Annotated in this window: 26 protein-coding genes and 1 pseudogene; 8 read left to right on the forward strand and 19 right to left on the reverse strand. The window is 65.9% G+C overall.

Annotated features, from left to right (window positions below):
* Positions 1 to 29: 29 nt before the first annotated feature.
* The gene (locus tag AS031_RS14870) at positions 30 to 1,061 is read left to right on the forward strand and encodes an isopenicillin N synthase family dioxygenase (protein WP_058268930.1); all 1,032 of its coding nucleotides are present in this window, start codon (positions 30 to 32) and stop codon (positions 1,059 to 1,061) included.
* Positions 1,062 to 1,076: 15 nt separating this feature from the next.
* Here AS031_RS14870 and AS031_RS14875 read toward each other — a convergent pair whose 3' ends face one another.
* The 10 genes from AS031_RS14875 to AS031_RS14920 form a co-directional block, all read right to left on the reverse strand.
* A complete protein-coding gene (locus AS031_RS14875) occupies positions 1,077 to 1,502 on the reverse strand; it encodes a CoA-binding protein (protein WP_058268931.1) in 426 nt (141 codons plus the stop codon).
* Between the two features lie 44 nt (positions 1,503 to 1,546).
* A complete protein-coding gene (locus AS031_RS14880) occupies positions 1,547 to 2,410 on the reverse strand; it encodes a hypothetical protein (RefSeq protein WP_058268932.1) in 864 nt (287 codons plus the stop codon).
* A complete protein-coding gene (locus AS031_RS14885) occupies positions 2,407 to 2,958 on the reverse strand; it encodes an RNA polymerase sigma factor (protein WP_058268933.1) in 552 nt (183 codons plus the stop codon). Before AS031_RS14885 ends, AS031_RS14880 begins: the two co-directional genes overlap by 4 nt.
* Before the next feature lie 322 nt (positions 2,959 to 3,280).
* Entirely contained in the window at positions 3,281 to 3,640 is a 360-nt protein-coding gene (locus tag AS031_RS14890; protein WP_058268934.1) for a YegP family protein, read from the reverse strand.
* A 273-nt stretch (positions 3,641 to 3,913) separates the two neighbouring features.
* The gene (locus tag AS031_RS14895) at positions 3,914 to 5,203 is read right to left on the reverse strand and encodes an adenylosuccinate synthase (protein ID WP_015935889.1); all 1,290 of its coding nucleotides are present in this window, start codon (positions 5,201 to 5,203) and stop codon (positions 3,914 to 3,916) included.
* A gap of 243 nt (positions 5,204 to 5,446) precedes the next feature.
* Positions 5,447 to 6,532, reverse strand: a complete 1,086-nt coding sequence (locus AS031_RS14900; protein ID WP_058268935.1) for a M14 family zinc carboxypeptidase — start codon at positions 6,530 to 6,532, stop codon at positions 5,447 to 5,449.
* 168 nt (positions 6,533 to 6,700) lie between these two features.
* The gene (locus tag AS031_RS14905; RefSeq protein ID WP_058268936.1) at positions 6,701 to 8,368 is read right to left on the reverse strand and encodes a choice-of-anchor G family protein; all 1,668 of its coding nucleotides are present in this window, start codon (positions 8,366 to 8,368) and stop codon (positions 6,701 to 6,703) included.
* Positions 8,365 to 9,024, reverse strand: a complete 660-nt coding sequence (locus tag AS031_RS14910) for a hypothetical protein (protein ID WP_228379647.1) — start codon at positions 9,022 to 9,024, stop codon at positions 8,365 to 8,367. Before AS031_RS14910 ends, AS031_RS14905 begins: the two co-directional genes overlap by 4 nt.
* A gap of 67 nt (positions 9,025 to 9,091) precedes the next feature.
* Positions 9,092 to 9,685, reverse strand: a complete 594-nt coding sequence (locus AS031_RS14915; RefSeq protein WP_058268938.1) for a signal peptidase I — start codon at positions 9,683 to 9,685, stop codon at positions 9,092 to 9,094.
* A 53-nt stretch (positions 9,686 to 9,738) separates the two neighbouring features.
* Positions 9,739 to 10,446, reverse strand: coding sequence for a SipW-dependent-type signal peptide-containing protein (locus tag AS031_RS14920; protein WP_058268939.1), 708 nt, complete (start codon positions 10,444 to 10,446; stop codon positions 9,739 to 9,741).
* A 224-nt stretch (positions 10,447 to 10,670) separates the two neighbouring features.
* Here AS031_RS14920 and AS031_RS14925 point away from each other — a divergent pair.
* Positions 10,671 to 10,850: pseudogene (locus AS031_RS14925) on the forward strand (epoxyalkane--coenzyme M transferase); the annotation flags it as partial.
* A gap of 205 nt (positions 10,851 to 11,055) precedes the next feature.
* Positions 11,056 to 11,688, forward strand: coding sequence for a uracil-DNA glycosylase family protein (locus AS031_RS14930; RefSeq protein WP_058268941.1), 633 nt, complete (start codon positions 11,056 to 11,058; stop codon positions 11,686 to 11,688).
* A 111-nt stretch (positions 11,689 to 11,799) separates the two neighbouring features.
* Here the strand turns inward: AS031_RS14930 and AS031_RS14935 are convergent, their stop codons facing one another.
* From AS031_RS14935 to AS031_RS14945, 3 genes are all read right to left on the reverse strand, one after another.
* Positions 11,800 to 12,219, reverse strand: a complete 420-nt coding sequence (locus tag AS031_RS14935) for a DUF3151 domain-containing protein (protein ID WP_058268942.1) — start codon at positions 12,217 to 12,219, stop codon at positions 11,800 to 11,802.
* On the reverse strand, positions 12,220 to 13,239 hold the full coding sequence (gene fbaA / locus AS031_RS14940; protein ID WP_058268943.1) for a class II fructose-bisphosphate aldolase: 1,020 nt from the start codon (positions 13,237 to 13,239) through the stop codon (positions 12,220 to 12,222). It lies immediately after the preceding gene.
* Between the two features lie 142 nt (positions 13,240 to 13,381).
* Positions 13,382 to 14,056 carry a TrmH family RNA methyltransferase gene (locus tag AS031_RS14945; protein ID WP_228379648.1) on the reverse strand — a complete coding sequence of 225 codons (675 nt, stop codon included), beginning with the start codon at positions 14,054 to 14,056 and terminating at the stop codon, positions 13,382 to 13,384.
* A gap of 94 nt (positions 14,057 to 14,150) precedes the next feature.
* On the opposite strand from AS031_RS14945, the gene AS031_RS14950 reads away from it, so the two are divergent.
* Positions 14,151 to 14,981, forward strand: coding sequence for an HAD-IIA family hydrolase (locus tag AS031_RS14950; protein WP_058268945.1), 831 nt, complete (start codon positions 14,151 to 14,153; stop codon positions 14,979 to 14,981).
* On the opposite strand, the gene AS031_RS14955 is transcribed toward AS031_RS14950, so the two are convergent.
* The 4 genes from AS031_RS14955 to AS031_RS14970 all read right to left on the reverse strand — a co-directional run bounded on the left by AS031_RS14955 (position 14,978) and on the right by AS031_RS14970 (position 18,361).
* Positions 14,978 to 16,018: an alpha/beta fold hydrolase gene (locus AS031_RS14955; RefSeq protein ID WP_058268946.1), complete on the reverse strand. Its 1,041-nt coding sequence runs from the start codon at positions 16,016 to 16,018 to the stop codon at positions 14,978 to 14,980. The two genes, AS031_RS14950 and AS031_RS14955, sit on opposite strands and share 4 nt — an antisense overlap.
* Before the next feature lie 81 nt (positions 16,019 to 16,099).
* Positions 16,100 to 16,738 carry a hypothetical protein gene (locus AS031_RS14960; protein ID WP_058268947.1) on the reverse strand — a complete coding sequence of 213 codons (639 nt, stop codon included), beginning with the start codon at positions 16,736 to 16,738 and terminating at the stop codon, positions 16,100 to 16,102.
* A gap of 103 nt (positions 16,739 to 16,841) precedes the next feature.
* Positions 16,842 to 17,609, reverse strand: coding sequence for a GAF and ANTAR domain-containing protein (locus AS031_RS14965; protein WP_058268948.1), 768 nt, complete (start codon positions 17,607 to 17,609; stop codon positions 16,842 to 16,844).
* A gap of 41 nt (positions 17,610 to 17,650) precedes the next feature.
* Positions 17,651 to 18,361 (reverse strand): ArsR/SmtB family transcription factor, encoded by a 711-nt coding sequence (locus AS031_RS14970; protein WP_058268949.1) that lies wholly within the window; start codon positions 18,359 to 18,361, stop codon positions 17,651 to 17,653.
* 64 nt (positions 18,362 to 18,425) lie between these two features.
* On the opposite strand from AS031_RS14970, the gene AS031_RS14975 reads away from it, so the two are divergent.
* Positions 18,426 to 19,130: a flavin reductase family protein gene (locus AS031_RS14975; RefSeq protein WP_082642027.1), complete on the forward strand. Its 705-nt coding sequence runs from the start codon at positions 18,426 to 18,428 to the stop codon at positions 19,128 to 19,130.
* On the opposite strand, the gene pyrE is transcribed toward AS031_RS14975, so the two are convergent.
* Positions 19,088 to 19,672, reverse strand: a complete 585-nt coding sequence (pyrE, locus tag AS031_RS14980) for an orotate phosphoribosyltransferase (protein ID WP_058268950.1) — start codon at positions 19,670 to 19,672, stop codon at positions 19,088 to 19,090. The genes AS031_RS14975 and pyrE overlap by 43 nt on opposite strands.
* 73 nt (positions 19,673 to 19,745) lie before the next feature.
* On the opposite strand from pyrE, the gene nadE reads away from it, so the two are divergent.
* The gene (gene nadE / locus AS031_RS14985; protein WP_058268951.1) at positions 19,746 to 20,600 is read left to right on the forward strand and encodes an ammonia-dependent NAD(+) synthetase; all 855 of its coding nucleotides are present in this window, start codon (positions 19,746 to 19,748) and stop codon (positions 20,598 to 20,600) included.
* 101 nt (positions 20,601 to 20,701) lie between these two features.
* Here the strand turns inward: nadE and AS031_RS14990 are convergent, their stop codons facing one another.
* The gene (locus AS031_RS14990) at positions 20,702 to 21,493 is read right to left on the reverse strand and encodes an IclR family transcriptional regulator (RefSeq protein WP_176716557.1); all 792 of its coding nucleotides are present in this window, start codon (positions 21,491 to 21,493) and stop codon (positions 20,702 to 20,704) included.
* Positions 21,494 to 21,672: 179 nt separating this feature from the next.
* Between AS031_RS14990 and AS031_RS14995 the strand changes: the two genes are divergently transcribed.
* Both AS031_RS14995 and AS031_RS15000 read left to right on the forward strand, forming a co-directional pair.
* Positions 21,673 to 22,389 (forward strand): CoA transferase subunit A, encoded by a 717-nt coding sequence (locus AS031_RS14995; protein ID WP_058268953.1) that lies wholly within the window; start codon positions 21,673 to 21,675, stop codon positions 22,387 to 22,389.
* A gap of 28 nt (positions 22,390 to 22,417) precedes the next feature.
* The gene (locus AS031_RS15000) at positions 22,418 to 23,854 is read left to right on the forward strand and encodes a short-chain fatty acid transporter (protein ID WP_058268954.1); all 1,437 of its coding nucleotides are present in this window, start codon (positions 22,418 to 22,420) and stop codon (positions 23,852 to 23,854) included.
* Positions 23,855 to 23,869: the final 15 nt, after the last annotated feature.

Raw genomic sequence — 23,869 nt, forward strand, 5'->3', positions numbered from 1 at the left:
GCCGCCCGCCACGGTGCTAGTCTGCGAGGATGTCACGCGATCGGGCCGCCATACCTGTCCTGGACTTGAGTACCGCACGGCAGCCCTACGGGTCCTTCAGTCCGGAATTCATCGAGCAATTGCGGCACGCCACCCACGAGGTGGGGTTCTTCCAGGTCACCGGCTACGGCGGTGAACCCGGCCAAGCGGACCGCCTGCTGGACACCATACGCCGGTTCTTCGCCCTGCCCCTTGAGGAACGCATGAAGCTGGACAACCGGCTCTCGCCGCATTTCCGCGGCTACACGCGGATGGGAACGGAGGTGACCCAGGGCAGGGCGGACGCGCGGGAGCAGATTGACTACTCTCCCGAGCGCCGGCCCGTGGCCGACTATCCCCCGGACCAGCCGTACTGGCTCCTGCAGGGTCCCAACTTGTGGCCGGACGAGGCGTTCCCCGAACTGAAGCCCGCGGCCATGGCGTGGGCCGGGCTGATGTCTGCCGTGGGCATGGAACTGCTCAGGGCAATTGCGGTTTCCCTGCAGCTTCCGGAGGACTACTTCGACGAACCGTTCCGGGATGCACCGGCATGGATGGGAAAGCTGATCCACTACGTGGGCGGCGTGGTGGAAGCTGCGGGCGACCAGGGCGTCGGCTCGCACGCTGACTACGGGTTCGTCACCCTGCTGCTCCAGGATGACGTGGGCGGCCTCGAGGTCCAGCCGCCCGGAACCACGGGCTGGATCCCGGTGGAACCCCTGCCCGGAGCGCTGGTGGTCAATCTTGGCGAAATGCTGGAGGTGGCAACCGAAGGCTACCTGGCGGCCACCATCCACCGGGTCCAGGCACCGCCGCCGGGCGTTGACCGTTATTCGGTGCCGTTCTTCTGGTCACCGCGCCTGGATGCCGTCATCGGGCCGGTCCCCCTGGCGCCTGGGCTGAAGGCTGCTGCGCGCGGCATCACCGACGATCCCGCCAATCCGCTCCTTGCCTCGTTCGGGATGAACATGCTCAAAGGCAGGATGCGGGCCCACCCGGACGTCACCGAAAGGCATTACCCCGGGCTGTTAAAGCGCGGCTGATCCGCAGGAAAGTCATCAGAGGTTGTATTTCCATGCCTGCTGGGCGGGACAGGAATTCATCACCACGTCCAGGCCCGCGGCCTTAGCCCGCTCTGCTGCAGCTTCGTCGATGACGCCCAGCTGGAGCCACACTGCCTTGGCGCCGACGGCGATCGCTTCGTCAATCACCGCCCCCACCCGTTGGGAGTTCACAAAGCAGTCCACGACGTCGATGGGCTGCTTTTCCGGGGGGATGTCGGAAAGGCTGCGGTACCCGGGTTCACCGTGCACGGTATCGCCGGCCAGGTTGACGGGGATGATGTCCATGCCCAGCTTGTCCCGGACAAAGAGGGAGACGTCGTAGGCGGACCGCCATTCATTGGTGGTCAGGCCGACGATGGCCCAGCGTCCTTTGGTGCGCATGAGGCGTTCGATGACTGCAGGATCGTTTGTATGGGGCATGGGCTTAGCCTAGTCCCGGGCTGCCCGTTCCCTGTGGAGTTCCGTCACTTCTTGAACTTCTCCAGCCAAGGGCTGCCCTGGTTTCGTTTGGCGTCCTCGCCCGCGCCCTTACCCGCTTTGCCCGGGCCCGCTTCAGAGGGCCCGGGGTACAGGGTGGAAACAGGGTTGTCCGGCGTCGCCCCGGGCCCGCCGGCAGGACCGCCGCCTTGCAGGCGGGAGCCATCGTCCGGCTGGCCCGCTTGCCGGCCGGTCCCGGCATCTTCGCCCGGCGTCCCGGGTGCTGCGCTTGCGGGCGGCATGGTTCCCGGCGGCTGCCCGCGGCCCGGTCCTCGACCACGGTGGGGTGTTGAGGCGGGCGGGGCCGGTTCGTCATGGTCCGTGCCGTCGATCTCCAGGGCAGGGCGCGGCGGCTGCGGTGAACCATCCACGTCGAGGAACAAGGGGTCCCCAGCCGCCCGCCCGCCTTCCCGCAGGTCATGCCGCGGCTGGAGCTCCGGGTCCATCGGTTCGGACAGTGCGCCCGCTGCGGGCCGGGCAGGGATGCTCCACGGAACCCACCCCTCCAGCAGGTGCTGGACACTGGTACCGGCGCCCCCTCCGGCCTGGGGGCTGGCAGCCACGCTGCCGGCGCCCACGCCCATGCCCGCTATCAAGGCAAGGCCCAGGGCGGTGTTCCGGCGAAGATGGCGACGCCGGCGCCCGGCCAGGCTTTCCACCTCCGCTTGGCCGGGAGTGCCTTCGCCGTCGGCCATGAGGGCGGCCAGCTCACCGGAAGGAGCCGGGGCGGGCAGGGACTGCAGGCCACCCAACGACACCAGCAGGTCGCGCAGTCCGTCGCTGCCGTCCTGGCCCGCCTCTTCGAGCATCTCATCAACGAGCGCCCGGAGTCTGTCCTTGGACACAGTCATGGCTTCAGGTACTCCTTTACGGACGCGAGCTCCCGGAGTCTGAGGATGCCGCGGCGCTGCAGCTGCTTGACCGCACCAGCGCTCCTGCCCATGCTTTCCGCCGCCTGCTCGATGCTCAGCCCTGCCACCAGCCGGAGGGCCAGCACTTCACGTTGGTCTTCGGGGAGGGACTCCAGCAGGCCCAGGACCTCGCCCGGGGCTATCCGGTCCAGCGCCTCGTCCTCGGCCGAGAGGTCTTCCCGGCGGTCGAGTTCGGGATCAAAGGGCACTTTGGCCGGTGCGCGGCCGTGCCGGCGGCGGTCATCCACCATTCGGGCGTGGGCTACCGAGAAGATGAAAGTCCGCAATCCGTCGCTTCCGCCGGTGACGGTATCGAGCCGTGGCAGCACGGCGAGGAACACGTCCTGCATTGCCGCCTCCGGATCTTCCGCTCCCCTGGCTGTGAGATAGCCCAATACTTGTGACGCGTAGGTCCTGTAGACGGCGCCGAAAGCAGCCGGCCCAGGATCTGGGTCCAGCAGGGACTCGTCTGTCAGTGCATCGGTCACGGACGCAGTGCCTTTGGTTGGTGCGGGGAGGTGGTTGCTGGAGGCATTCCATTGGAATGCCTTTGCCCGCCTACTTTACCCCGCGGTAACCACCACGTTCCTGACCGCCACGAGCACTGCCGCTCCCGGTCCCCGGCGCCGCTGCCCGTGCCGCCGAAACGTGAAAGAGCCGGCCTGGAACGTGATGGGGGACAAGTTCCAGGCCGGCGCTACATAAAGGTAATCGTCTGGGGGCAGGAAAAGGTTACGCGGCTTGCAAAAGAATTTTCGGGTCTTCCCGCTGGCAGGTAGAGGCACTGCCTGCCGGAACCAATGGGCACGGCTAGGTCGCCATGGAGGCGTGGTCGCGGCGCCGCTCCCAGCGTGCCGGCGCCACGTGGTGCCGCACTCCCTTGGCGGCCGCGAAAACGCGGAGCCTGGTTGCGGCCTGGTCATCGCAGGACAGCCCGGCGGAAGCGGGAACATCCTGGCGACTGGGAACTGCCGGGCCCTGGACGCCCTGCGGGCACAGGTCCGTCACCAGCCCCGTTCCGGCGCACTCACGGACCGCGGCAATTCCTGCGGCGAGGGCCGCCTTGTCATCGAAAGGCTGTGATTCCGCCATGACGGTCCCGTCAGGACCCAGCAGCCGGAACCTGAACTTTGCTTCGGAATCGAGGAAAACTTCGAACTTGCCCGCCATGGCGCACTTCCCTTCGGTGGTGGACGGGTTCCTCCGGACGGCTGCTCCGCCTGCCCGGCCGGCACAGAGCTGTGACGGTCCCGCGAAGTGGTGGACCTGCCTGCCAGGCGGTCCCGGATGCTGTTCAAAAAGTCTTTCGCCTGCGCGTGCACCCCTGCAAGGCAGCGGACGTAAACCCTGTGTAAATTGCGCAGGGCAGGCTTCCTGTACCAACAGAAAAGCGGCGGCCCACCAGTAAAAGGTGGGCCGCCGCCGTCGTTCTTTCCAGCAGGATCAGTCGTTGATGAGATCGTTCACCACGATGGTCTGGTCGCGGTCCGGGCCGACGCCGATGGCGGAGAAACGGGTCCCGGAGAGCTTTTCCAGCGCCAGCACGTAGTTCCGGGCGTTCTCCGGCAGGTCTGCCAGGGTGCGGGCGCCGGTGATGTCCTCTGTCCAGCCGTCGAAGTACTCGAAGATGGGCTTGGCGTGGTGGAACTCGGTCTGCGTCATGGGCATTTCGTCGTGGCGGACGCCGTCAACGTCGTAGGCCACGCACACCGGGATCTGCTCGATGCCGGTGAGCACGTCCAGCTTGGTGACGAAGTAGTCCGTGAAGCCGTTGACGCGGGAGGCGTGGCGGGCCAGGACTGCGTCGTACCAGCCGCAGCGGCGGGGGCGGCCGGTGTTGACGCCGAATTCGCCGCCGGTCTTCTGCAGGTAGACGCCCATCTCATCGAAGAGTTCGGTGGGGAACGGGCCGGCACCGACGCGGGTGGTGTAGGCCTTGATGATGCCGATGGACCGGGAGATCCGGGTGGGGCCGATGCCTGATCCCACCGACGCACCGCCGGCCGTGGGGTTCGACGAGGTGACGAAGGGGTACGTGCCGTGGTCGACGTCCAGGAACGTCGCCTGGCCGCCCTCCATCAGCACCACCTTGCCCTCATCCAGCGCGGTGTTCAGGACCAGGGTGCTGTCGATGACCAGCGGCCGGAGGCGTTCGGCGAAGGACAGGAAGTATTCCACGATCTCATCCACCACGACGCTGCGCCGGTTGTAGATCTTGACCAGGACTTCGTTTTTCTGGTGGAGCGAGCCTTCCACCTTCTGGCGGAGGATGGATTCGTCAAAGACGTCCTGGACGCGGATGCCCAGGCGTGCCACCTTGTCCATGTAGGCGGGGCCGATGCCACGGCCGGTGGTGCCGATGGCGCGCTTGCCGAGGAAGCGTTCAGTCACCTTGTCCAGGACCTGGTGGTACGGGGCCACGAGGTGGGCGTTGGCGGAGACGCGCAGCTTGGAGGTGTCGGCGCCGCGGGCCTGCAGGCCGTCGATTTCCTGGAAGAGGGCCTCGAGGTTCACCACGCAGCCGTTGCCGATGATGGGGACCGCGTTGGGGCTGAGAATCCCTGCCGGCAGCAGCTTGAGTTCGTACTTTTCACCGCCTACGACGACGGTGTGCCCGGCGTTGTTGCCGCCGTTGGGCTTAACGACGTAGTCGACACGGCCGCCCAGAAGGTCGGTGGCCTTGCCTTTTCCTTCGTCGCCCCATTGGGCTCCTACGATCACAATTGCTGGCATGGGATCCTCCCCCATTCGTTCGGGCCGCACGGGTTCCGCTGTTGGGCGGTCCTGGTCCGGCGCCGTTCATGAGAATGCCCCGAGTGGACCGGCTCCCGCAGGTCCGCAGGCGGATCGGCGAAGGCGTTGGCCCCGGGGCTCTTACCACCCAAGTTTAGCCGATCGTGTACTTTGTCCACTCGCCGGGCCGCCCCTGTCCCTAACCCGGGGGCAAGGGGCAGGGGCGGCCGTCGTCCGGAGCGGCTACTCGTCGTCGGCCTCGCCCGCGGGACGCGTGGTCTGTTCGGCGAGGGTGTCCCAGAAGGAGGTGTCGGCGTCGGCAATTGAACCGTCCGCAATGGCGGCGGCCGTGGACGTCAGCGTGGTGACCGTCTGCTTGATCAGGTAGCCGTTGCTGCGCTGGCCCAGGGCATAGCCGTCCAGGTAGTGGTCCGACATGCCCCGCATCTCGAACAGGAGGGTGGCGATCCCGTACTCCACGGAAATGCCGTTGCGGCTGATGGTTTCGGCGCTGCCGCCCTGGTACTTGCCCAGGTGGCCCCAGCCGGTGGAGTCCACGTTGTTGAAGACGACCGCGCCGAGCTGCTTGGACTTCTCAACGACGGCGGGATCGGCGTTGGGCGTGGTGGGGTACAGGATGGAGCCGGACACCAGCTTACCGTCACGCTCGGAACGGGTGCCCTGGTGGTGGAGGTCGATCATGTAGTCCACCCGGTACTTGCGCATCACGTTGTTGTGCAGCGCCTGGGTCTCAGGCTGGATCTTGGCCACGTGGTCGCGGTTCAGGTCCACTCCCTCGGCGTTGTAGCGGGTGAGGTGGCGGTCCCCCTTGGCCACGTAGTTGTCCAGGGAGAAGTTCACGTCGCCCATGGCGCCGTCAGCGTTCAGCATGGGAACAATCAGGATGTTGACGCCTTTGAGGATGTCGCCCGACTTTCCCGTGCCCAGGTGTTTGACGAACTCCAGCGCGCCCTCGGTGGTGAGCTGTTCGTTGCCGTGCTGCTGGGTGAGGTAGAGGATGGTGGGCTTGGCTGGATCGGAAATGTACTTCACCAGGTGGATGTCCCGGCCCTTGACGGTCTGGCCAATGACCTCCAGCTCCATGGCCGGCTGCTTGGCGTCCTGGTCCTTCAGGAAGGAAACCATCTGGTCATAGGTGGCCAGCTTCGAGGTAGTGATCTGGCCGTTGCCGCCGTAGTTAGGCCCTTCGCCGACGGCCATGGCCGGCGCGGGTGCGGCAACCACGGCCAGTGCCAGGGCTCCTGTAGCGGCAAGGGTCCTGAAAGTAGCCAGGGATTTCTTCACGTGCAGTACCTCTTTCGAGTGCATTGGGTGCGTCCAGCCGCCATGTCCCCCATTGCGGGCTGTGACAAAAGCCAACCAATGAAACCGCTTACTGTCAATTAAATTGACAAGCTGTATTTAATTCTGCGAAGTCCACCAAAACAATGCACTCACGGTTTATAAATGGGAAAGGTTCCCCCAGGGTCATAAAAATCAGGAAGGGCGATAATTCACTGGTCCGGCCGCGGACGTACCCAAGGAAATGCTGAGCAGTCCCGGCTGGTTAATGAGGCCAACACGAATGGCTGAAACTTTGTATTCACCCGGCCTGGCCGCGACGTCAGCAGGTTTCACCCCGGTCCACAACCGGTCTGGCTGGACGTTCACGTGGATGGACACCAGGGCGCCCACTGCTGTCAGTAGAGTCCCTGCGGCAGCACGGGCTTCAGTAGCAATTGGCGCCAAGGTTGATTCCAGATTGGACGCAACTGCACTCAGTGGCCCCACCACGGAGCTGGTGACCGCTCCCAAAACCGCACCCACCAGTGATGCTGTCAGCGGCGTGCTGAGATCCAGCCCTAAGGGGGTGATAGTCGGTTGAACGGAACCAGCTCTGATTTGCCCTACGGTTCCTGATATCCGGACGTCTGTACTGCCCAGAGACGTGCCAACGATTGGCACCTCAACGCTGGCCCTGACCGTCGCTGATACGGTCACCGCATCAACGGCGGCCCGCAGGCGATTGGTGATTTGTGCCAGGAGTAATCGAACGTCTTCCTGCAATTGTGTTACGTCGGACTGCGTGAGGACTACGGGAGTGTTTGGGGCCAGCCCGTTGCCCAGCGGCGACGTGCCGGGAAGCTTCGCCAGGTCGACCGAGAGCCGGCCAGAACCAAGGTTCAGCGTCACAGCGCCTTGAGTCTGCGGCTTTTCAAGCAGTGCGCGGACCGAGCTGAGATCCAGGCCTACGACGGCGGCGGTTGTCGTGGTCCTAACGAGGCCCAGAGATCCGAGCGCCTCCTGAACTCCGGTATTCAGTGCACTGATGAGGTTGCTCTGCAGATCCTGCGGCGTCGGTACTCCAGCAAGCGCGGTGTTCGTTGCGTCAACAATCGCGCCGGCCGCGGGAACATTCGCACCCAGATCCAGGCTGGCGATGCCGTAGTCGCGGACATCCAGAGGGTCCGCCGCCAGCGTGGGCCAGCCATTGACCATCTCGCATCCCTGGACAGACGCGGAGGACGCGACGGCACCGACGTCGAGGGTGACGCCGGCCAGTGACGCGGGAACAATATTGCCCAACGAGATTTTGGCTGCCTGCGGAGCAGTGGTGGCTCCCGTCGCCGTTCCACCCACGTCCACAGCCCCGGATTGGTCCGTGACCAGCCCGGACGCAGCACGGGTTTGTCCGCTGCCCTGTGCCTGGGCCCACTGCGTGTAGGTACCCAGGCCTCCCACGGGGAGGCCCAGTCCCAGGCCCACCGTCACCGGGTTCAGGCCAAGCGCGGTCACGGGCAGCTTGCTGATGAAGGCGTCGGGAACTCCTGTCACGGGGGTTGCCGTGAGAGGCAGCGGTGAGGCCCCGCCGTCCGCGTTGGTGACGGTGAGCCCCTCAACTCCTGCAATGGACTTCAGGTCTATGCCCAGGACGTTCCCGGACAGCTGGGTGGCCGATGCCTCGCCGTTGAAGAGTGTGTTGGTGGAACAGTCCCCCGGAGTGCCAACGCCGACGCTGCCGGTGGCCCATTCGTTGTCCACCCACGCCGCCGTGGTGACAGTGGTGGTCGCCGCCAGTGATACTGCCGCGGCCGCGGCGATGGCCAGGGAGACGCGCGGATTCCTGACCGTATGGTGAAGTACATTCCCGCGTGGGGCTCTCATGATGTCCTCCCGGTCCGGGGCCTGGTTCGGCGCGCGGCGGCCACTGCCGCCGCGCCCAGCAGCAGAAGTCCGCCGCCCGCCAGCAGTCCCTGCAGCACCGCTGCCCCCGTGTTCGCCAGTGGCGCCGGCGGCCTCCCCGGCGGGACCACGGCGTCGTCCTTGCCTGCAGCGGTAACCCCAATGCCCAACGTCAACGACGTGTCCGGCGGATCCTGTGACCCCGCAGGCCGGGACAGGACGAACCGAAGGTAGGGCGAGGTGCCTCCGCGCAGATCCCGCAAGGGAACCTGCACATCCTGCCGATGCTCAACCAGCGTCACGGGCGCTATGCGTGGCGTGGACCCGCCGGGACAGCGCAGGTTCCCGCCCAAGCCGCTGTTTCCCTGCCAAGGGACGTCGCATTCGTCTACGGCGACCACGTAGGTTTCCGTGCCGGCAATCCCGCCATCTGCAGTCACCTGCAGGGTCGATTCCCCGCTGGGCTGGTCCAGTGAGATGCCGATCTGCCAACTGAAGGACTCCCCTGCTTGAAGCGCAGGGAGTGCCAAGGGGTACACGGAGGAAGAAAGGGACAGGAATCCTGCCGCTCCAGTCTCCGGGACCGGAATCAACTGTTCGTCAGCCACTGCTGCGACGGGCGCAGTTGTGGCCAGCAAAACCGCAATCACCCCCGCGGCTCTTGCGGCGTGCCTGAAGCTGGGTCCCGCCATGTCATCTACGACCTTACTGTTGTGGTTTCGCCTCGGTCGGATCGCCGAACTCTGCGGCATCAATAGCCTCTGCAGCCTTGGCGACCCTGCGCCTGGGCCAGTAGGCCCACGTCACCAGCGCCGTCACGGCCAGCGTTGCCGCACCAAGGAATTCCGGCCCGCGCGAGGCCATGACCCAGGCTCCCAGGGCGGGAACGGTGAAAATCACCTTCTGCGCCGTGGCCACCTCGTAGGGCAAGGGGTCATCGGAGATGTTGGCGTCGCCGCGAAGGCGCAGTGACGCTGTTGCCCCCGCCGCAGTGGGCGGGTCGACTGCCACCACGCGGTGGGTGACCAGGGCCGTCGCGCTTTCCCGGCGGACCGATACGACGTCGCCCGGCACCAGGTCCTTGGCGTCCACCTGGATCGTCAGGGACAGCGCTCCCACCGGATACTGCGGCTCCATCGATCCGGTGCGGAAGACGACGAACGACGCCTTGAAGAAGAAGCCAAGTACCAGCGAGAGGATGCATACCAGCCCCAGCAGGGCGGCGAAGGTAAGGACCGTCTCGCGGATTCCCTTGGCAACCCCCCGCACTGTGGGCCGGGCCCGGGTTCCGGACGGCACCGCCGGCCGGAACCCGGGCTTACGCCTGGCCGTGATCCGCCGCACCGGAGGTGCTACGGCAGGCCCACGGTGCTGGAGAACTTCCAGAGCGGGACGGTTTTCGTCCCCTGCAGCGATGCCGGGGCATCCGTGGGAAGGGTCAGGGCAAAGCAGACATCCACCGCGGTGCCACTGTTGACGTTGTCACCCTTGGGCAGGTTGATATTGGTGGCGGCCCCCGGGATGGAGATGGTGTTCAGGTTCGAACCCGCCGGAATGATGTTTCCGTTCTGGACGCTGCTGAAGCCCGTGGCATTGCACGAGGACCTGGGCACACCCTGTTTGGCCTCGTAGCGCAAGGCCGTGTAGAGCTGGGACGAGTTGGTGACGCTGTCGATCGGGACAGACTGCGCAGCCTCAGTGAGGCTGGCAACGAGTGCTTCGGATCCCGCCACGGCCCGCAGCTGCATCGGCGCATAAACGGTGCTGCCCGGGACCAGGTTGTCCGCGTTGACGCTGAAGGTCAATGCCCCACCTGGAGACAACGGCTGGTCACTCCATGCTTCGGCGCCCCCGCTGCCGCTCCACGTGTTCTGCTGCATCTGGTACACCTTGGTGCCCGGGCCGCCGCCGTTCTCGCTTTGTCCGAAGACCCATTCGTTGTCCGTCCACGCGGCGAGCGTGAAGGCTGCGCCAACCCCCAACACGAGCCCGCCGGCAAGAATTGCGCGGACTTTATTAGCCTTTTCTGAGCGCGGCTTAGCGCTGGTTGATGCAACCATGATTTCCCCCAAAATAGAATTAAAAACCCCGAACGGTAAGAACCGGGACACGGGCGAGGGGGATTGATCGGTATTTCCCCCAAAAGACCGATGTTTCTACACCATCATTACTTAGTAATTAAAGTCAAGGCAACGTACTAATTGTTATCAACAGTCGTCTTATACGTGTCAGGAAATCCTGAACAGCTCCCTCACTGGGCTCCGCACATTCCGGCACCGATTTGCCCGCGCACCCGGACCTCGCGGCAGGCCCCATCGTGCGGTTCGCTGAGGTGGGAGGCCGCGGGAACGTCATTGTCCCGACAGGCTGCGGCCTGGGCGGCCGGGTACATCCGCAGATCGCCTCCGCGAAGCTGGAAGCGCTGGCCGAGGGAGCCCGCCGGGCCAAGAAGCGTCTCTGGTAACAAGTCCCCGCACCACACCACGCCGGCTGTGCATCCCATCACCGGGAACGCACAGCAGGCGTTTCGCTGCCCGGCACGCGCTAAACTGGGGAAGGCCGGTTCGCCCCGGCCCACCCCAACAAACCGCCGCTGACGTGGTGTGCCTCCGCACGCCCTCATTCACCGGCGGCAGCACCGCCAATCCCCGCAGGAGACCCAGCACCCCATGACCGCTTTGGCCCCAGAATCCCTCCACGAACAGCTCCTGAGCCGCCGCTACGAACCTAACGTCGCCGCCGTCAATGAACTGTGCGATTCCCTGCAGGACGCCAAACCGGGCACCGTGGTTCCCTACGTTGATCCCATGCATGATGTTGAGGAATGCCGGATCATCAGCCTGTTTTCCAACATCGGTGAGGCGGACGGGTCTGGCTTCATCACCGCCGGCGACCAGGATGCCGCCACCCGGCTGCTGGGCATCCAGTGGACACTGGGCCTGCGTCCCGAGTTCGTCATGCCGTGGAACGTGCACCCGTGGCACGTGCCGGGCGAACCGAACGGCAAGTTCACCCCGGACCAGGTCCAGGCCGGCCTGAAGCCCCTGCTCAAGTTCCTTGCGCTGGTACCCCGGGCCTCCGTCATCGTCGCGCACGGAACCGAAGCGAACCGCCTGGCCAACCTGCTGCTGAAGACCGAGGTCCCGCTGCTGTGGCGCCGCGGCCTGAAGACCTACAAGGTCCGCTCGCTGAGCGGCCGCGCCTTCGCCGGTTCGCCGGCACGCCAGGAGGAGTTCCTCGCGGACATGCGCACCGCCTACGCGGACGCCATGGCCCGGACGGGCATCGCACGCAAGGCCTGAATCGCCCGGGCCTGCAGAAATAACGACGACGGCAGGTCACCTTCGCTGAGAAGGTGACCTGCCGTCGTCGTTCTCCACCCGCCCCCTGGCGGCGTGGGCCAAACTGTCCTGCTAACCCTCGATGGCTGCCTTGGCAGCGGGATCGGAGTCGTTGAGGAACTTTTCGATCCGCTCCGGCTCCTCGGCTTCCCCGATGGCTGCCGAGGCCCGGCCCAGCGAGTACAGCGCCCGCAGGAAGCCGCGGTTGGGCTCGTGCTCCCACGGGATGGGCCCGGCACCGCGCCAGCCGTTGCGGCGCAGCGAATCCAGCCCGCGGTGGTAACCGACGCGGGCATAGGCGTAGGAGTCGATGGTGCGGCCCTCCGCCCATGCTTCCTCGGCCAGGATGGCCCACAGGAGCGAGGATGTGGGGTGCTTCGCCACGAGGTCCAGTGCTTCCTGGCCCAGGGCCAGGTGCTGGTAAATCTCGGGTTCTGCCGGCAGGAGCGTGGGCTCCGGCCCCATCAGGTTCTTGCGGAACTCATCCGACATCTAGAAGGTCTTTCCGGCCGAACCGAGCTGCTTGGTGGCTTCCACGACGCGGGCTGCGAGGCCGGCTTCGGCGGAGGCGCCCCAGACGCGGGGGTCGTAGGTCTTCTTGTTGCCGACCTCGCCATCAACCTTCAGGACGCCGTCGTAGTTGCGGAACATGTGGTCCGCCACGGGACGGGTGTAGGCGTACTGGGTGTCCGTGTCGATGTTCATCTTGATCACACCGTAGGAAACGGCGTCCGCGATCTCCTGGTCCGAGGAGCCGGAACCGCCGTGGAACACGAGGTCGAACGGGTTGTCCTTGCCGATCTTCGCACCCACCTGGGCCTGGATGTCCTTGAGGATCTCCGGGCGCAGCTTGACGCCGCCGGGCTTGTAGACACCGTGGACGTTGCCGAAGGTCAGGGCCGTGATGTAGCGGCCGTTCTCGCCGGAGCCGAGGGCCTCAACGGTGGCCAGCGCGTCTTCGACGGTGGTGTAGAGCTTCTCGTTGATCTCGTTTTCGACGCCGTCTTCCTCGCCGCCGACCGTGCCGATTTCCACCTCGAGGATCATCTTCGCGGCGCCGGTGCGGGCCAGCAGGTCGCGGGCGATCTTCAGGTTCTCCTGCAGGGTTTCGGCGGAACCGTCCCACATGTGGGAGTTGAACAGCGGGTTCCGGCCGGCCTTGACCTCAGCTTCGGAAGCCTCCAGCAGGGGCAGGACGAAACCGTCCAGCTTGTCCTTGGGGCAGTGGTCGGTGTGCAGGGCGATGTTGACGCCGTAGTTCTTGGCCACCTCGCGGGCGAACGCCGCGAAGCCCAGGGAGCCGGCCACCATGTCCTTGGTGGAGGCACCGGACCAGTAGGCCGCGCCGCCGGTGGACACCTGGACGATGCCGTCGGACTCGGCTTCGGCGAAGCCGCGGAGGGCAGCGTTCAGCGTCTGCGAGGACGTGACGTTCACGGCCGGGAAGGCGAATCCGCCCGCCTTCGCGCGGTCGATCATCTCTGCGTAGATCTCTGGGGTTGCAATGGGCATGCTGGCTCCTCTGCTGAGTTTCGTCTGTGGGTGGATGACCCTCACGTAGACCGCTTACGGCTTGGCACCATCCTAGCGATATCCGCCACACGGCCGAGTTTCTGGTCAGCGGTCGGTAACACTCGTGGACTGGCCGCTGCAGTCAGCCATGGACCGGCTGGTTGAACACGTGCCGCCGGATCCAGGCGTGCATGGCGATCGCCGCGGCCGAGGCCGCGTTGATGGACCGGGTGGACCCGAACTGTTCGATGGACAGCGTGGCCTCGGCGGCTTCATGGACTTCAGGGGTCAGGCCCGGCCCCTCCTGGCCGAACACGAGCACGCAGTCCCGCGGCAGTTCGTAGGTTTCCAGCGGCACGGAGTCCGGGAAGATGTCGATGCCGATAATGGCCAGCCCCTCACCCTGCGCCCACTCGACGAAATCCTCCACCGTGGGGTGGTGGCGGACGTGCTGGTAGCGGTCGGTGACCATGGCGCCCCGCCGGTTCCACCGCCGTCGGCCAATGATGTGCACCTCTTTGGCGAGGAAGGCGTTGGCGGTGCGCACCACGGTGCCGATGTTCAGGTCGTGCTGCCAGTTTTCGATGGCCACGTGGAAGTTGTGCCGCCGCGAGTCCAGGTCGGCCACGATGGCTTCGTGTTTCCAGTACCGGTATTTGTCCAGTACGTTCCGCCGGTCCCCGTCAGCCAGCAGGTCCGGATCCCAGTGGCTGCCCTCCGGCAGTTCCCCTTCCCAGGGCCCGACGCCGACCTCCGCCCTGGGTGCCGCGTCTTCCGTCCCGGCTTCGGCGGGCGGTTGCTGGGGCTCGTCTGTCATGCCGGGCGTTTGGTTCACCCCTCAACACTAGACTGGACCTTTCGGGCAATCATCACGGCTCTTTCATCACGGGCGTCAACAGTCGGAGGCAGGCATGGCAGAAGCGGACAAGGTCAAGGGTGCACCGGCGGTTTACCGCAGCGGCCAGGACATCGAGTGCTGGCTGACCGACATGGACGGCGTGCTGGTCCACGAGAACCAGGCCGTGCCGGGAGCAGCCGAGCTGATCCAGAGGTGGGTGGACACGTCCAGGCGCTTCCTGGTGCTGACCAACAACTCGATCTTCACCCCCCGCGACCTTGCCGCCCGGCTGCGCGCCTCCGGCCTCGAAATCCCGGAGGAGAACATCTGGACATCGGCGCTTGCCACCGCCCAGTTCCTCAAGGACCAGGTGCAGGGCTCCGGATCCGGAAACCGCGCCTACACGATTGGCGAAGCAGGGCTGACGACGGCGCTGCACGAGGCGGGCTTCATCCTCACCGACCAGGACCCGGACTTCGTCGTGCTTGGTGAAACGCGCACGTACTCCTTCGAAGCCATCACCACCGCGATCCGGCTGATCCTGGCCGGCGCACGGTTCATCGCCACCAACCCGGACGCCACGGGCCCCTCCAAGGACGGCCCGCTGCCCGCCACCGGTGCCATCGCGGCGCTGATCACCAAGGCGACCGGTCGGGAACCGTACATCGTTGGCAAGCCCAACCCCATGATGTTCCGTTCGGCCATGAACCAGATCGACGCACATTCGGAAACCACCGCCATGATCGGCGACCGCATGGACACCGACATCATTGCCGGCATGGAGGCAGGCCTGCACACGGTCCTGGTGCTCAGCGGCATAACGCAGCGGGAGGAGATCGGCGCCTACCCGTTCCGGCCCAACCAGGTACTGAACTCGGTGGCTGACCTGAAGAACCAGCTCTAGAACACGGTCACCCGGGAACCGCCGGCGGGCAGCGGGAAGTACTCGTCCAGCAGCTGGTCCAGCAGGGGCCGGTATATGTGCGGGTTCCACTGCGGACTGGCGTGCGCCGGGGCTGCCCCGGTGGTCTGCAGCCCGGCGGAAACCAAGTTGTCCTTGAAGGCCACCGCCCAGGCCTCAACGGCTGTTTCATACCGGACGGTACGGTCCTTGGGGTTTCCCAGGTAAGCCATTTTGGCGTTCCCGATCTTGCCGGCGAACCGCGTGCCGTCGAAGTGGTAGATGTAGGCGGACTCCGTCTGGATCAGCACGCTGGACGGCGCGATCGGTGAAAGCTGCTCGAGGGTCTGGTCCAGGATCTGCCGCCAACTGCGCTCGTCCTTGTGGATGACCCGTTCGCCCAGCTCGTAGCCGCCGCGCAGGGTAGACGGGAACCGGAAGCCGCTCTCGTAGAGGAACACCACGCCGTCGAACCAGCTCTGGTCCAGGACGTCATGCTTGCTGTACGGGCTGGAGTCGAGCACCACAAACTCCACCTGGACGCCGTGGATCTCCAGGAGCCGGGCCGCCACCTGCGTGGCCACCATTCCGCCGAAACTGTGGCCGTAGAAGAAGAGTTTCTGCAGCTTTTGTTCCCGCACGTACTCGATGACGGCAATCACGATGTCATCAATGTCCAGCCCCTGGTTGGAATAACCGACGGCGGCCAGCCGGGCCCGCTTGTTCAGCGACCCGCGCAGCGAGTTCAGGATCCACTGGGCTTCCTCCCAACTGGTCTTATAGCCGGGAAACAGGAACCAGCTGGCGTCCGGGTAGTAAGCGTCGGCGAAGTCATCCGGGACGGGCAGAATCCTGTCCGTGCGCCGTTGGGACTGCACCTGCCGGGTGAGCAGCATGTCCGCGGCGAGCACGCCGGACGCTCCGGCGCCCGCCAGGAAGCTGCGCCTTGAAAAGCGTTTCAGGGCAGCCGCTTCTGCCAGCAGCCGGGCACCGGTAGCCCCGCGCCGGTCCTGCGGATTTACCTCCCCCTCATACGGCACGCCCCTACCGTAGGCACAACGGAAGACACCACCGCAAGGACGCCCGTGTAACCATTCGGCGACTCCGGTGTGTCCGGCGGATCAGCTGGCTGCTTTTCCCTCCGCGGCCGGTGATGGGGCTTCGGGCTCCGGCTGCCGCCGGCCGAGTTCGCGGCCGATGTCGTTGTAGCGCCCCAGGAGGTCGGCTCCCGGGAATGCCCGGGGCTGGTCCAGCAGCGCAAAAAGGGCGTCGCTGGCGGCGAGCAGTTCCTCGTTCGAATACTCAACAAGTTCCCTGCCGAACAGTTCTTCCAGGGCTGCGTCCGGCGCCACGGGGTATTCGTCGCCGAAGGCTCCGCCGTGGGTCAGGTGGCTGTCGTCGTCGAGGATGTTGAGCGGCGTCACGTCCCTGGAGGTCCTGTCGTCTGCAGGCGGCCCGGCCGGCAGCTCGTCGTAGGACCCCGCCAGGTGCAGGGAGACGCCCGAGCGGTAGATTCCCGGCAGCGTCAGGGCGTCCATGTTGTTCAGGTCGGCGCGCAGGCCGGCCAGTGCAGCGGATTCGACCAGCGCCGCCTGTGACAAATCGACACGGATGTGGGCCCGGATTCCCATGCGCCGGACCCTGCGGATGATGTGCACCAGGTCGGGCCGGGATTCGTGGGTGAGGCTGCCGCGGACTTCTATCCGGACAAGGTCTGCGGGGACGTCAAGGTTTACTAACGCATGAAGCGAGCGGTCCATAGGTACTCCAAAAGAAGGTCTATGGCCGACGGCTCAACCACGGCCAGCGTATCCCCGATGGAGAGTGGGTTCAACCTGCCCCCTACCTGCGGAGAACGGCCCCTCAGGCGGACTGTTCAGGTTTCCGGCTGCCCGGCTCCTGGTAATAGGTGCGGGTCCCGGCGCCACCCACCGAGTCGACCAGGGACTTGGCGATGTCGCGCAGCTTGGTGTTGCTGTTGCTGGACGCGTCGGTGAGGATCCTGATGGCCGCTTCCTGGCTGCACCTGTTCTGCGCCATGACGATGCCGACGGCGATGTCGATGATGGTGCGCGATTCAAGCGTGGCCCGGAGGTTCGCCGCGCTGTCCGTGTGGAGCGAAAACCGCACGGCCAGGCGCAGAGCCTGCGAGATTTCCCGGGTGTAGCCCCGGGCCTTGGCTGCGGCCCGTTCGTCAAACTTGTGCGGGACGTCCGAGTAGAGGTTGAGCGCAGCTTTCGCCTCGCCCTGCAGGTTGAAGGGCAGCGAGAGCACGGAGCGCAGTCCGTAGGAGGCCACGGCATTGGCGTATTCGGGTCCCCACCGGTCCTCGGCCAGAATATCCGGGACGTGGACTTCGCGTTCCTCCTGGGCGGCCGTCAGGCAGGGACCCTGGGACAGGGAGTACTGGATCTCGTCCACTTCGCGGGCGGACTCGCTGCTCCAGCCGATGGTGGCAACCTTCCTGTCCCGCAGCAGGGTGATGCCGCAGAGGGCGTCGTCGCCGTCGCCTGCCACTTGGTGCGCGGAAAACCGTGCCAGCTCGTTGAGGAACTCTTCAAAGTCCGCGCTGTCCAGGATGAGGTCCTGGACTTTTTCGGTGGCACTCAAAGGCTCGTTCGGGGTGGGCATGGGCACGTTCTCCAAGGATGCATACGGGGCTAACGCACATATTAGGACAGCGTCGGGTTCGAACCAAGTGGCACCACCAGCCCGATTCGTTGCAGCTCCTCAGCACCCTTGGCCGTGAGGCGTATGGCCCGCGGGTGGGCGCCCCTTTCCAGCCAGCGCCGCTCCAGCGCAACCTGGACGAACAGTTCGGGGAACAGGCCGGCCGCGTGATCCACCCGTTCCGTCCAGTCCAGGCAGGGCCGCGCCAACGCACGCCCCGGCTTCTCCGGCAGCTGCAGCCCGGCCGAGTCCGCCCACAACCTGCCGGCGCCGGTCAGGGTCCAGTCCGCACCGATGATTCCCTGGTCACGCCATTGCCTGGTCACCGCCACGCCCAAGGCCCCGGCCAGGTGGCGGTAGCAGGTCCGCCCCTGCTTCAGTTCCTGCCCGTGCTTGTGGCCCTGAAAGCTCCTGGGCATCAGCGGCCTGGAACGGGGACTCAACCGGACCATCGCCTCGATGGCGTCAGCAACATCCGTGTTCTTCAGCCGGACGTACCGGTGCCGTCCCTGCCGGACTTCCTCCAAGAGCCCCGCGTCGGCGAGATGGTTCAGGTGGGTAGTGGCGGTGCCGCGGGTGATGCCTGCGCAGTCGGCGAGTTCCGCCGCCGTCCACGCCCTCCCGTCCAGAAGCGCCAGCAGCATCCTGGCCCGTGATTCCTCGCCCATGGCCTTTGCTGTCAGGGCCAGGTCTTCCGCCCAGTAAGGTGCCATGAACCAATGTTTTCATGCCGATGGTTTGGCCGGGGCCAAACTTTTGGCGGGCGAGCATGGGGGAATGTTTACCGCCATCACACCCCGGGCCCACTACTTCGGCTCGCTCGTAGTCCTGCTCACCACCACGAATCCGGACGGGAGCACGAACATCACGCCCATCTCGTCAGCGTGGTCACTGGGGGACCACTACGTCCTGGGCCTGGGAACCGCCAATCGCGGGTATGCCAACCTGATGCGTACGCACGAGGTGGTGCTTAATCTGCCAGAGGCCGCCCTCGTACGGGACATCGAGGACATTGCGATGACCACCGGGATGGATCCCGTGCCCCCGCAAAAGAGCGGGCTGTACAGGACTGCCGTGGACAAATGGGTACTCTCGGGCTGGACCCCGCTGCCGGGTGCGGAGGTTTCCCCGCATCGGATCGCCGAATGCCCGGTCCAGATTGAGGCTGTGCTGGTAAACGCGATGCCCCTGGAGGACGGACTCGACGCGGTCCAGGTGCGGGTGCGCAGGGTGCACGCCCGTGAGGACCTGGTTGCGGACACCGGCTATATCGACGTGCGCGCCTGGGAACCGCTGTTCTACACGTTCCGCCACTACTTCGGGCAGGGTGAGCACCTGGGCGAAAACCCCCGGGCAGAGCAGCGCTTGATGCGCCGGGAGGGGCCCACCGCCGCCGGGCACTATGCTGCGGACGCAGTGCCCGACGCCGGCGGGTTGGGTCAGTCGAGTCCCAGTTCGTCCTTGCCGAACGCGAACAGATAAGGCACGCCGGTTTCCGCCTCGATCTTCTCTTTGGCGCCGGTGTCGCGGTCAACGATCACGGCGACGGCCACCACGTTGCCGCCGGCCTTGCGGACACCTTCGACGGCGGTCAGCGCGGAGCCGCCGGTGGTGGAGGTGTCTTCGAGGACCAGGACGTTGCGGCCCTCCACCGAGGGGCCTTCCACCTGGCGGCCCATGCCGTAGGACTTCTGGGCTTTGCGGACCACGAACGCGTCAACCGCGCGCCCTGCGTCACGGGCGGCATGCATCACTGCCGTGCCCACGGGGTCGGCCCCCATGGTGAGGCCGCCGGCGCAGTCGAAGGCGATGCCGGCGTCGTCGGCCATCTTCAGCATGACCTCGCCCACGAGCCTGGAGGCCTCGTGGTGGAGCGTGATGCGGCGCAGGTCGATGTAGTAGTCGGCTTCCGCCCCGCTGGAAAGGATGACCTTGCCGCGGACCACGGCGAGTTCCTTGATCAGTTCGAGCAGGCGGGCGCGGGCGGCTGCAGAGTCCACTGCAGTCTCACTGGGGGAAGTCATGGTTTCCAGTTTAGTCGCGGCGGGACGGTGGTTTGCTTGAGCAGCGCTGACAGCTCTGGCTAGGCTGGGTCACATGCGCGAACTCCAGGCCAAGATCATCGAAGAAATGGGCGTCCAGCGCCGGATCGACCCCGCCGGGGAGGTGCGCAAACGCGTCACGTTCCTGAAGGAATACCTCAAGGCCACCGGCACCAAGGGCTTTGTCCTGGGCATTTCCGGCGGCCTTGATTCATCCCTCGCAGGCAAGCTCGCACAGCTGGCCGTTGACGAGCTTGCCGCCGAAGGCGTGGAAGCCAATTTCGTGGCGGTCCGCCTGCCCTACGGCGTGCAGCACGACGAGGACGACGCCCAGGCCGCACTGGACTTCATCAATGCGAAGACCGAGTGGACCTTCAACATCGCGGCCGCAGTTGACGGCTTCGAGGACGAGTTCGAAAAGACTGCCGGCACCGAGATCTCCGACTTCCACAAGGGCAACACCAAAGCCCGGACCCGCATGATTGCCCAGTACGCGCTGGCAGGCGAATTCAACTACCTGGTGATCGGCACGGACCACGGCGCCGAGTCCGTGACCGGCTTCTTTACCAAGTACGGCGACGGCGGCGCCGACATCCTGCCCCTCTTCGGGCTGAACAAGCGCCAGAACCGCGCCCTCCTGGCCGAGCTCGGAGCCCCCGCCCGGTTGTGGGAAAAGGTGCCCACCGCCGACCTGCTCGATGACCAGCCGGGACGCACCGACGAGGACGAACTGGGCCTCACCTATGACCAGATCGATGACTACCTTGAAGGCCGCGACGTCCCGGACGAAGTTGCGGAGTCCATCGAGCAGAAGTTCCTCCGCACCCGTCATAAGCGCACTGTCCCGGTGAGCATCTTCGACACCTGGTGGAAGGACCAGGGGCCGGTGGAGCCCCGCGCGGGACTGTAGGAGCCTGCCCGCTGGTTTTTCCCTCCTTTGGAGGACGACGACGGCGCGTTGCCTGGCAAAGGCGGCGCGCCGTCGTCGTACGCCGGCAAAGCCGGGGAGACTCAGCGCTGCGGGCCCGCGTCTCCCCCGCTGAGCTGCTGTGTGATCCGGTGCGCCTCGGCCATGAGCAGGCCGCCCAGTTCTTCCTGCCGCTCCGGCTTGAAGCGCGGCTCGATCCCTGTGAGCGACAGCGCCCAGGCGGGGCGGCCCGAACGGTCGAAGACCGCGGCGCCCATCCCCCAACTGCCCTCCAGGATGAGGCCGGGGTTGACGGAATAGCCGGTGAGCCGGGTCCGTTCAAGGTTGTTCCTGACGGTCTCCTCGGTGTGCCCGTCCGCAAAGGTGCCTGCATGCGCGCTCCAGTGGCTCAGCATCTCCTCCTGCTCCCCCTCCGGCAGGAACGCCATGATGGCGGTGCCGGCGGACGCCACGCCAAGGGGGAAGCGGACGCCCTCGTGCAGCACGAAGGAGCGGACCGGGAAACTGCCTTCCTCCCGGAGCAGGCAGACCGTTTCGTTGCCGCGGCGGATGGAGAAGAAGGCGCTCTCACCGGTGGCCTCAGCGAGCCGGCGGAGGCTGGGCCGGGCGATGTCCTCCAGCGGGAACCTGGCTGAGGCCACCGATCCCATGAGCAGGATTTCCGGCCCCAGCACCCAGTTGCCGGTGGCGGGATCGTGGTCCAGCAATCCCTCCGAGGCCATGGAGGACAACAGCCTGTGCACCGTGGGCCGGGTGAGGCCCGATTCCCGGACGATGCCTGCCAGCGGCATGCCCTCGGGGCTTCGGCCCACCAGGCGGAGCAGGCCGGCTATCCGGCTGACCACCTGGGCACCCTGGATGGGGCTGTTACTCACTTCTGCACCTCTTCGTCCACAATATGGATACTTCATCCTTTTCAGTCCATACTGTAAAACAGCTCTTGCAGGGCATCAAATCCAGCCTTGACGGCCCGCGGGAATGGCCCATAGTCTCCATATCCAGACCCTTGGTCCACAAAGTGGACAGTAATCGGACTCAAAGAGGAGACGGAACCATGAGCAAACTCCAGGATTCGGCAGCAGCCGCCCTTCACGGCGCCCTGCAGGACGGCATCACCCTCGCCGTCGGCGGGTTCGGCCTGAGCGGCATTCCCGCGGACCTGATCGAAGCGGTCCGGGACTCCGGCGTGAAGGACCTTACCGTCGTTTCCAACAACATGGGCGTGGACGGCAAAGGGCTGGGCATCCTGATTGAAGCCGGACAGGTCCGGAAGGTGATTGCTTCCTACGTCGGCGAGAACAAGCTGTTCGCCGAGCAGTACCTGGCCGGAAAGCTCGAGGTGGAGTTTACCCCCCAGGGCACCCTGGCCGAACGGCTCCGCGCAGGGGGCGCAGGCATACCTGCCTTCTACACCAGGACCGGTGTGGGAACCCTGGTGGCCGAGGGCAAACCGGTCGAGGTATTCGACGGCGAAACATACGTCCGCGAGCGCGCCATCCGGGCCGACGTCGCACTGGTCCACGCCCACACCGCGGACACGGACGGCAATCTGGTGTACCGCTACACCGCCCGCAACTTCAACCCGGTGGTGGCCACGGCGGGACAGCTGACCATCGCCGAAGCCGAGGTGATCCTGCAGCCCGGAGAGGTGGACCCCAACCACATCGTCACCCCTGGCGTGTTCGTCCAGCGGCTGGTGCAGGCCACGGGCCGGGTGAAGGACATCGAGCAACGGACCGTGCGCGCCCGACCCGGCCTGGTGTCCGCCTGAGCCGCCCGCGGCATCCCCAGGGAGAGCAATGAGCACAGCGCAGTTTCAGGAACAGGACGTTCGCCAGAAGGGCCTGGCCCGCATGGCGGAGAGCCTGGCCGGATGGACCCAAAAATGGTTTCCGGACGCCTACATCTTCGCCCTCGCCGGCGTGGTCCTCGTAGCCATCGCGGCCCTGGCCATCGGGGCCTCCCCCAAAGCCGTAGTGGACTCCTTCGGCAACGGGTTCTGGGACCTCACCGCCTTCACCCTCCAGATGGCCATGGTGGTCCTCACCGGCTACGTGGTGGCAACGTCCCCGCCCGTGGCCCGCCTGATCAGCCGGCTGGCACAGGTTCCCGGCTCGGCACGCACCGCCGTGAGCTTCGTGGCCGTCATGTCCATGTCCGTGTCCTTTATCAACTGGGGCCTGAGCCTGATCTTCGGCGGACTCCTGGCCCGGGCCATCGCCCGGCGCACCGACCTGGCCGTCGACTACCGCGCCCTCGGAGCAGCCGCCTTCATGGGGCTCGGCGCCGTGTGGGCACTGGGACTGTCGTCGTCCGCCGCCCAGCTGCAGGCCACCAAGTCCTCCATCCCGCCTGCCCTGCTGGAGATCACCGGCGTCCTGGACTTCGGCACCACCATCTTCACCTGGCAATCCCTGCTCACGCTGGTGATCCTTATGCTCCTGACCACCGTGATTGCGCACTTTTCCGCGCCCACGGGCGGTGCCATCCGGACGGCGGCGGACATGGGAGTTGACCTGGACGACGAGCCCGAGGCCCCGGCGGAAAAGTCCCGCCCGGGTGAGTGGCTTGAGTACAGCCGGATCCTCCCGGTCATCGCGGGCGTCCTGACGCTGGGCTGGCTGGTGTCCCAGCTCCTGACCCTGCCCATACTCACCGTGGTCAGCTCGCTCAACGGCTACCTGCTGGTCTTCCTGATGCTGGGCCTGGTGCTGCATGGAACACCGCGCAAGTTCCTCCAGGCTGTCACCAAGGCTGTTCCGGCCACGGCGGGCATCCTGGTCCAGTTTCCGCTCTACGCGGCGATGGCGGCCATCCTCACCAAGGCCACCGGTGCCGGAGGGCTGTCCGTGTCCGAACATCTGGCGCACTTCTTCACGAGCGTCGGCAGCAACGGCGCATTCGCCGTCGTCATAGCCCTCTATACGGCGTTCCTGGGCATGTTCGTCCCGTCGGGCGGCGGCAAGTGGCTGGTGGAAGCACCGTATGTCATGCAGTCGGCCACCGACGTGAACATGAACCTGGGCTGGACCGTGCAGATCTACAACATGGCGGAGGCCCTGCCCAACCTCATCAACCCGTTCTTCATGCTGCCCCTGCTGGCTGTGCTGAAACTGCGCGCCCGCGACCTGGTGGGCTTCACGTTCCAGCAGTTCCTGTTCCACCTGCCCGTGGTCCTGCTGCTGGCGTGGCTGCTGGGCATGACGTTCGACTTCGTCCCGCCGGTCATCCCCTGACTGCCGGGCCTCCAC

The organism is Pseudarthrobacter enclensis, assembly GCF_001457025.1.
Lineage (GTDB): Bacteria > Actinomycetota > Actinomycetes > Actinomycetales > Micrococcaceae > Arthrobacter > Arthrobacter enclensis.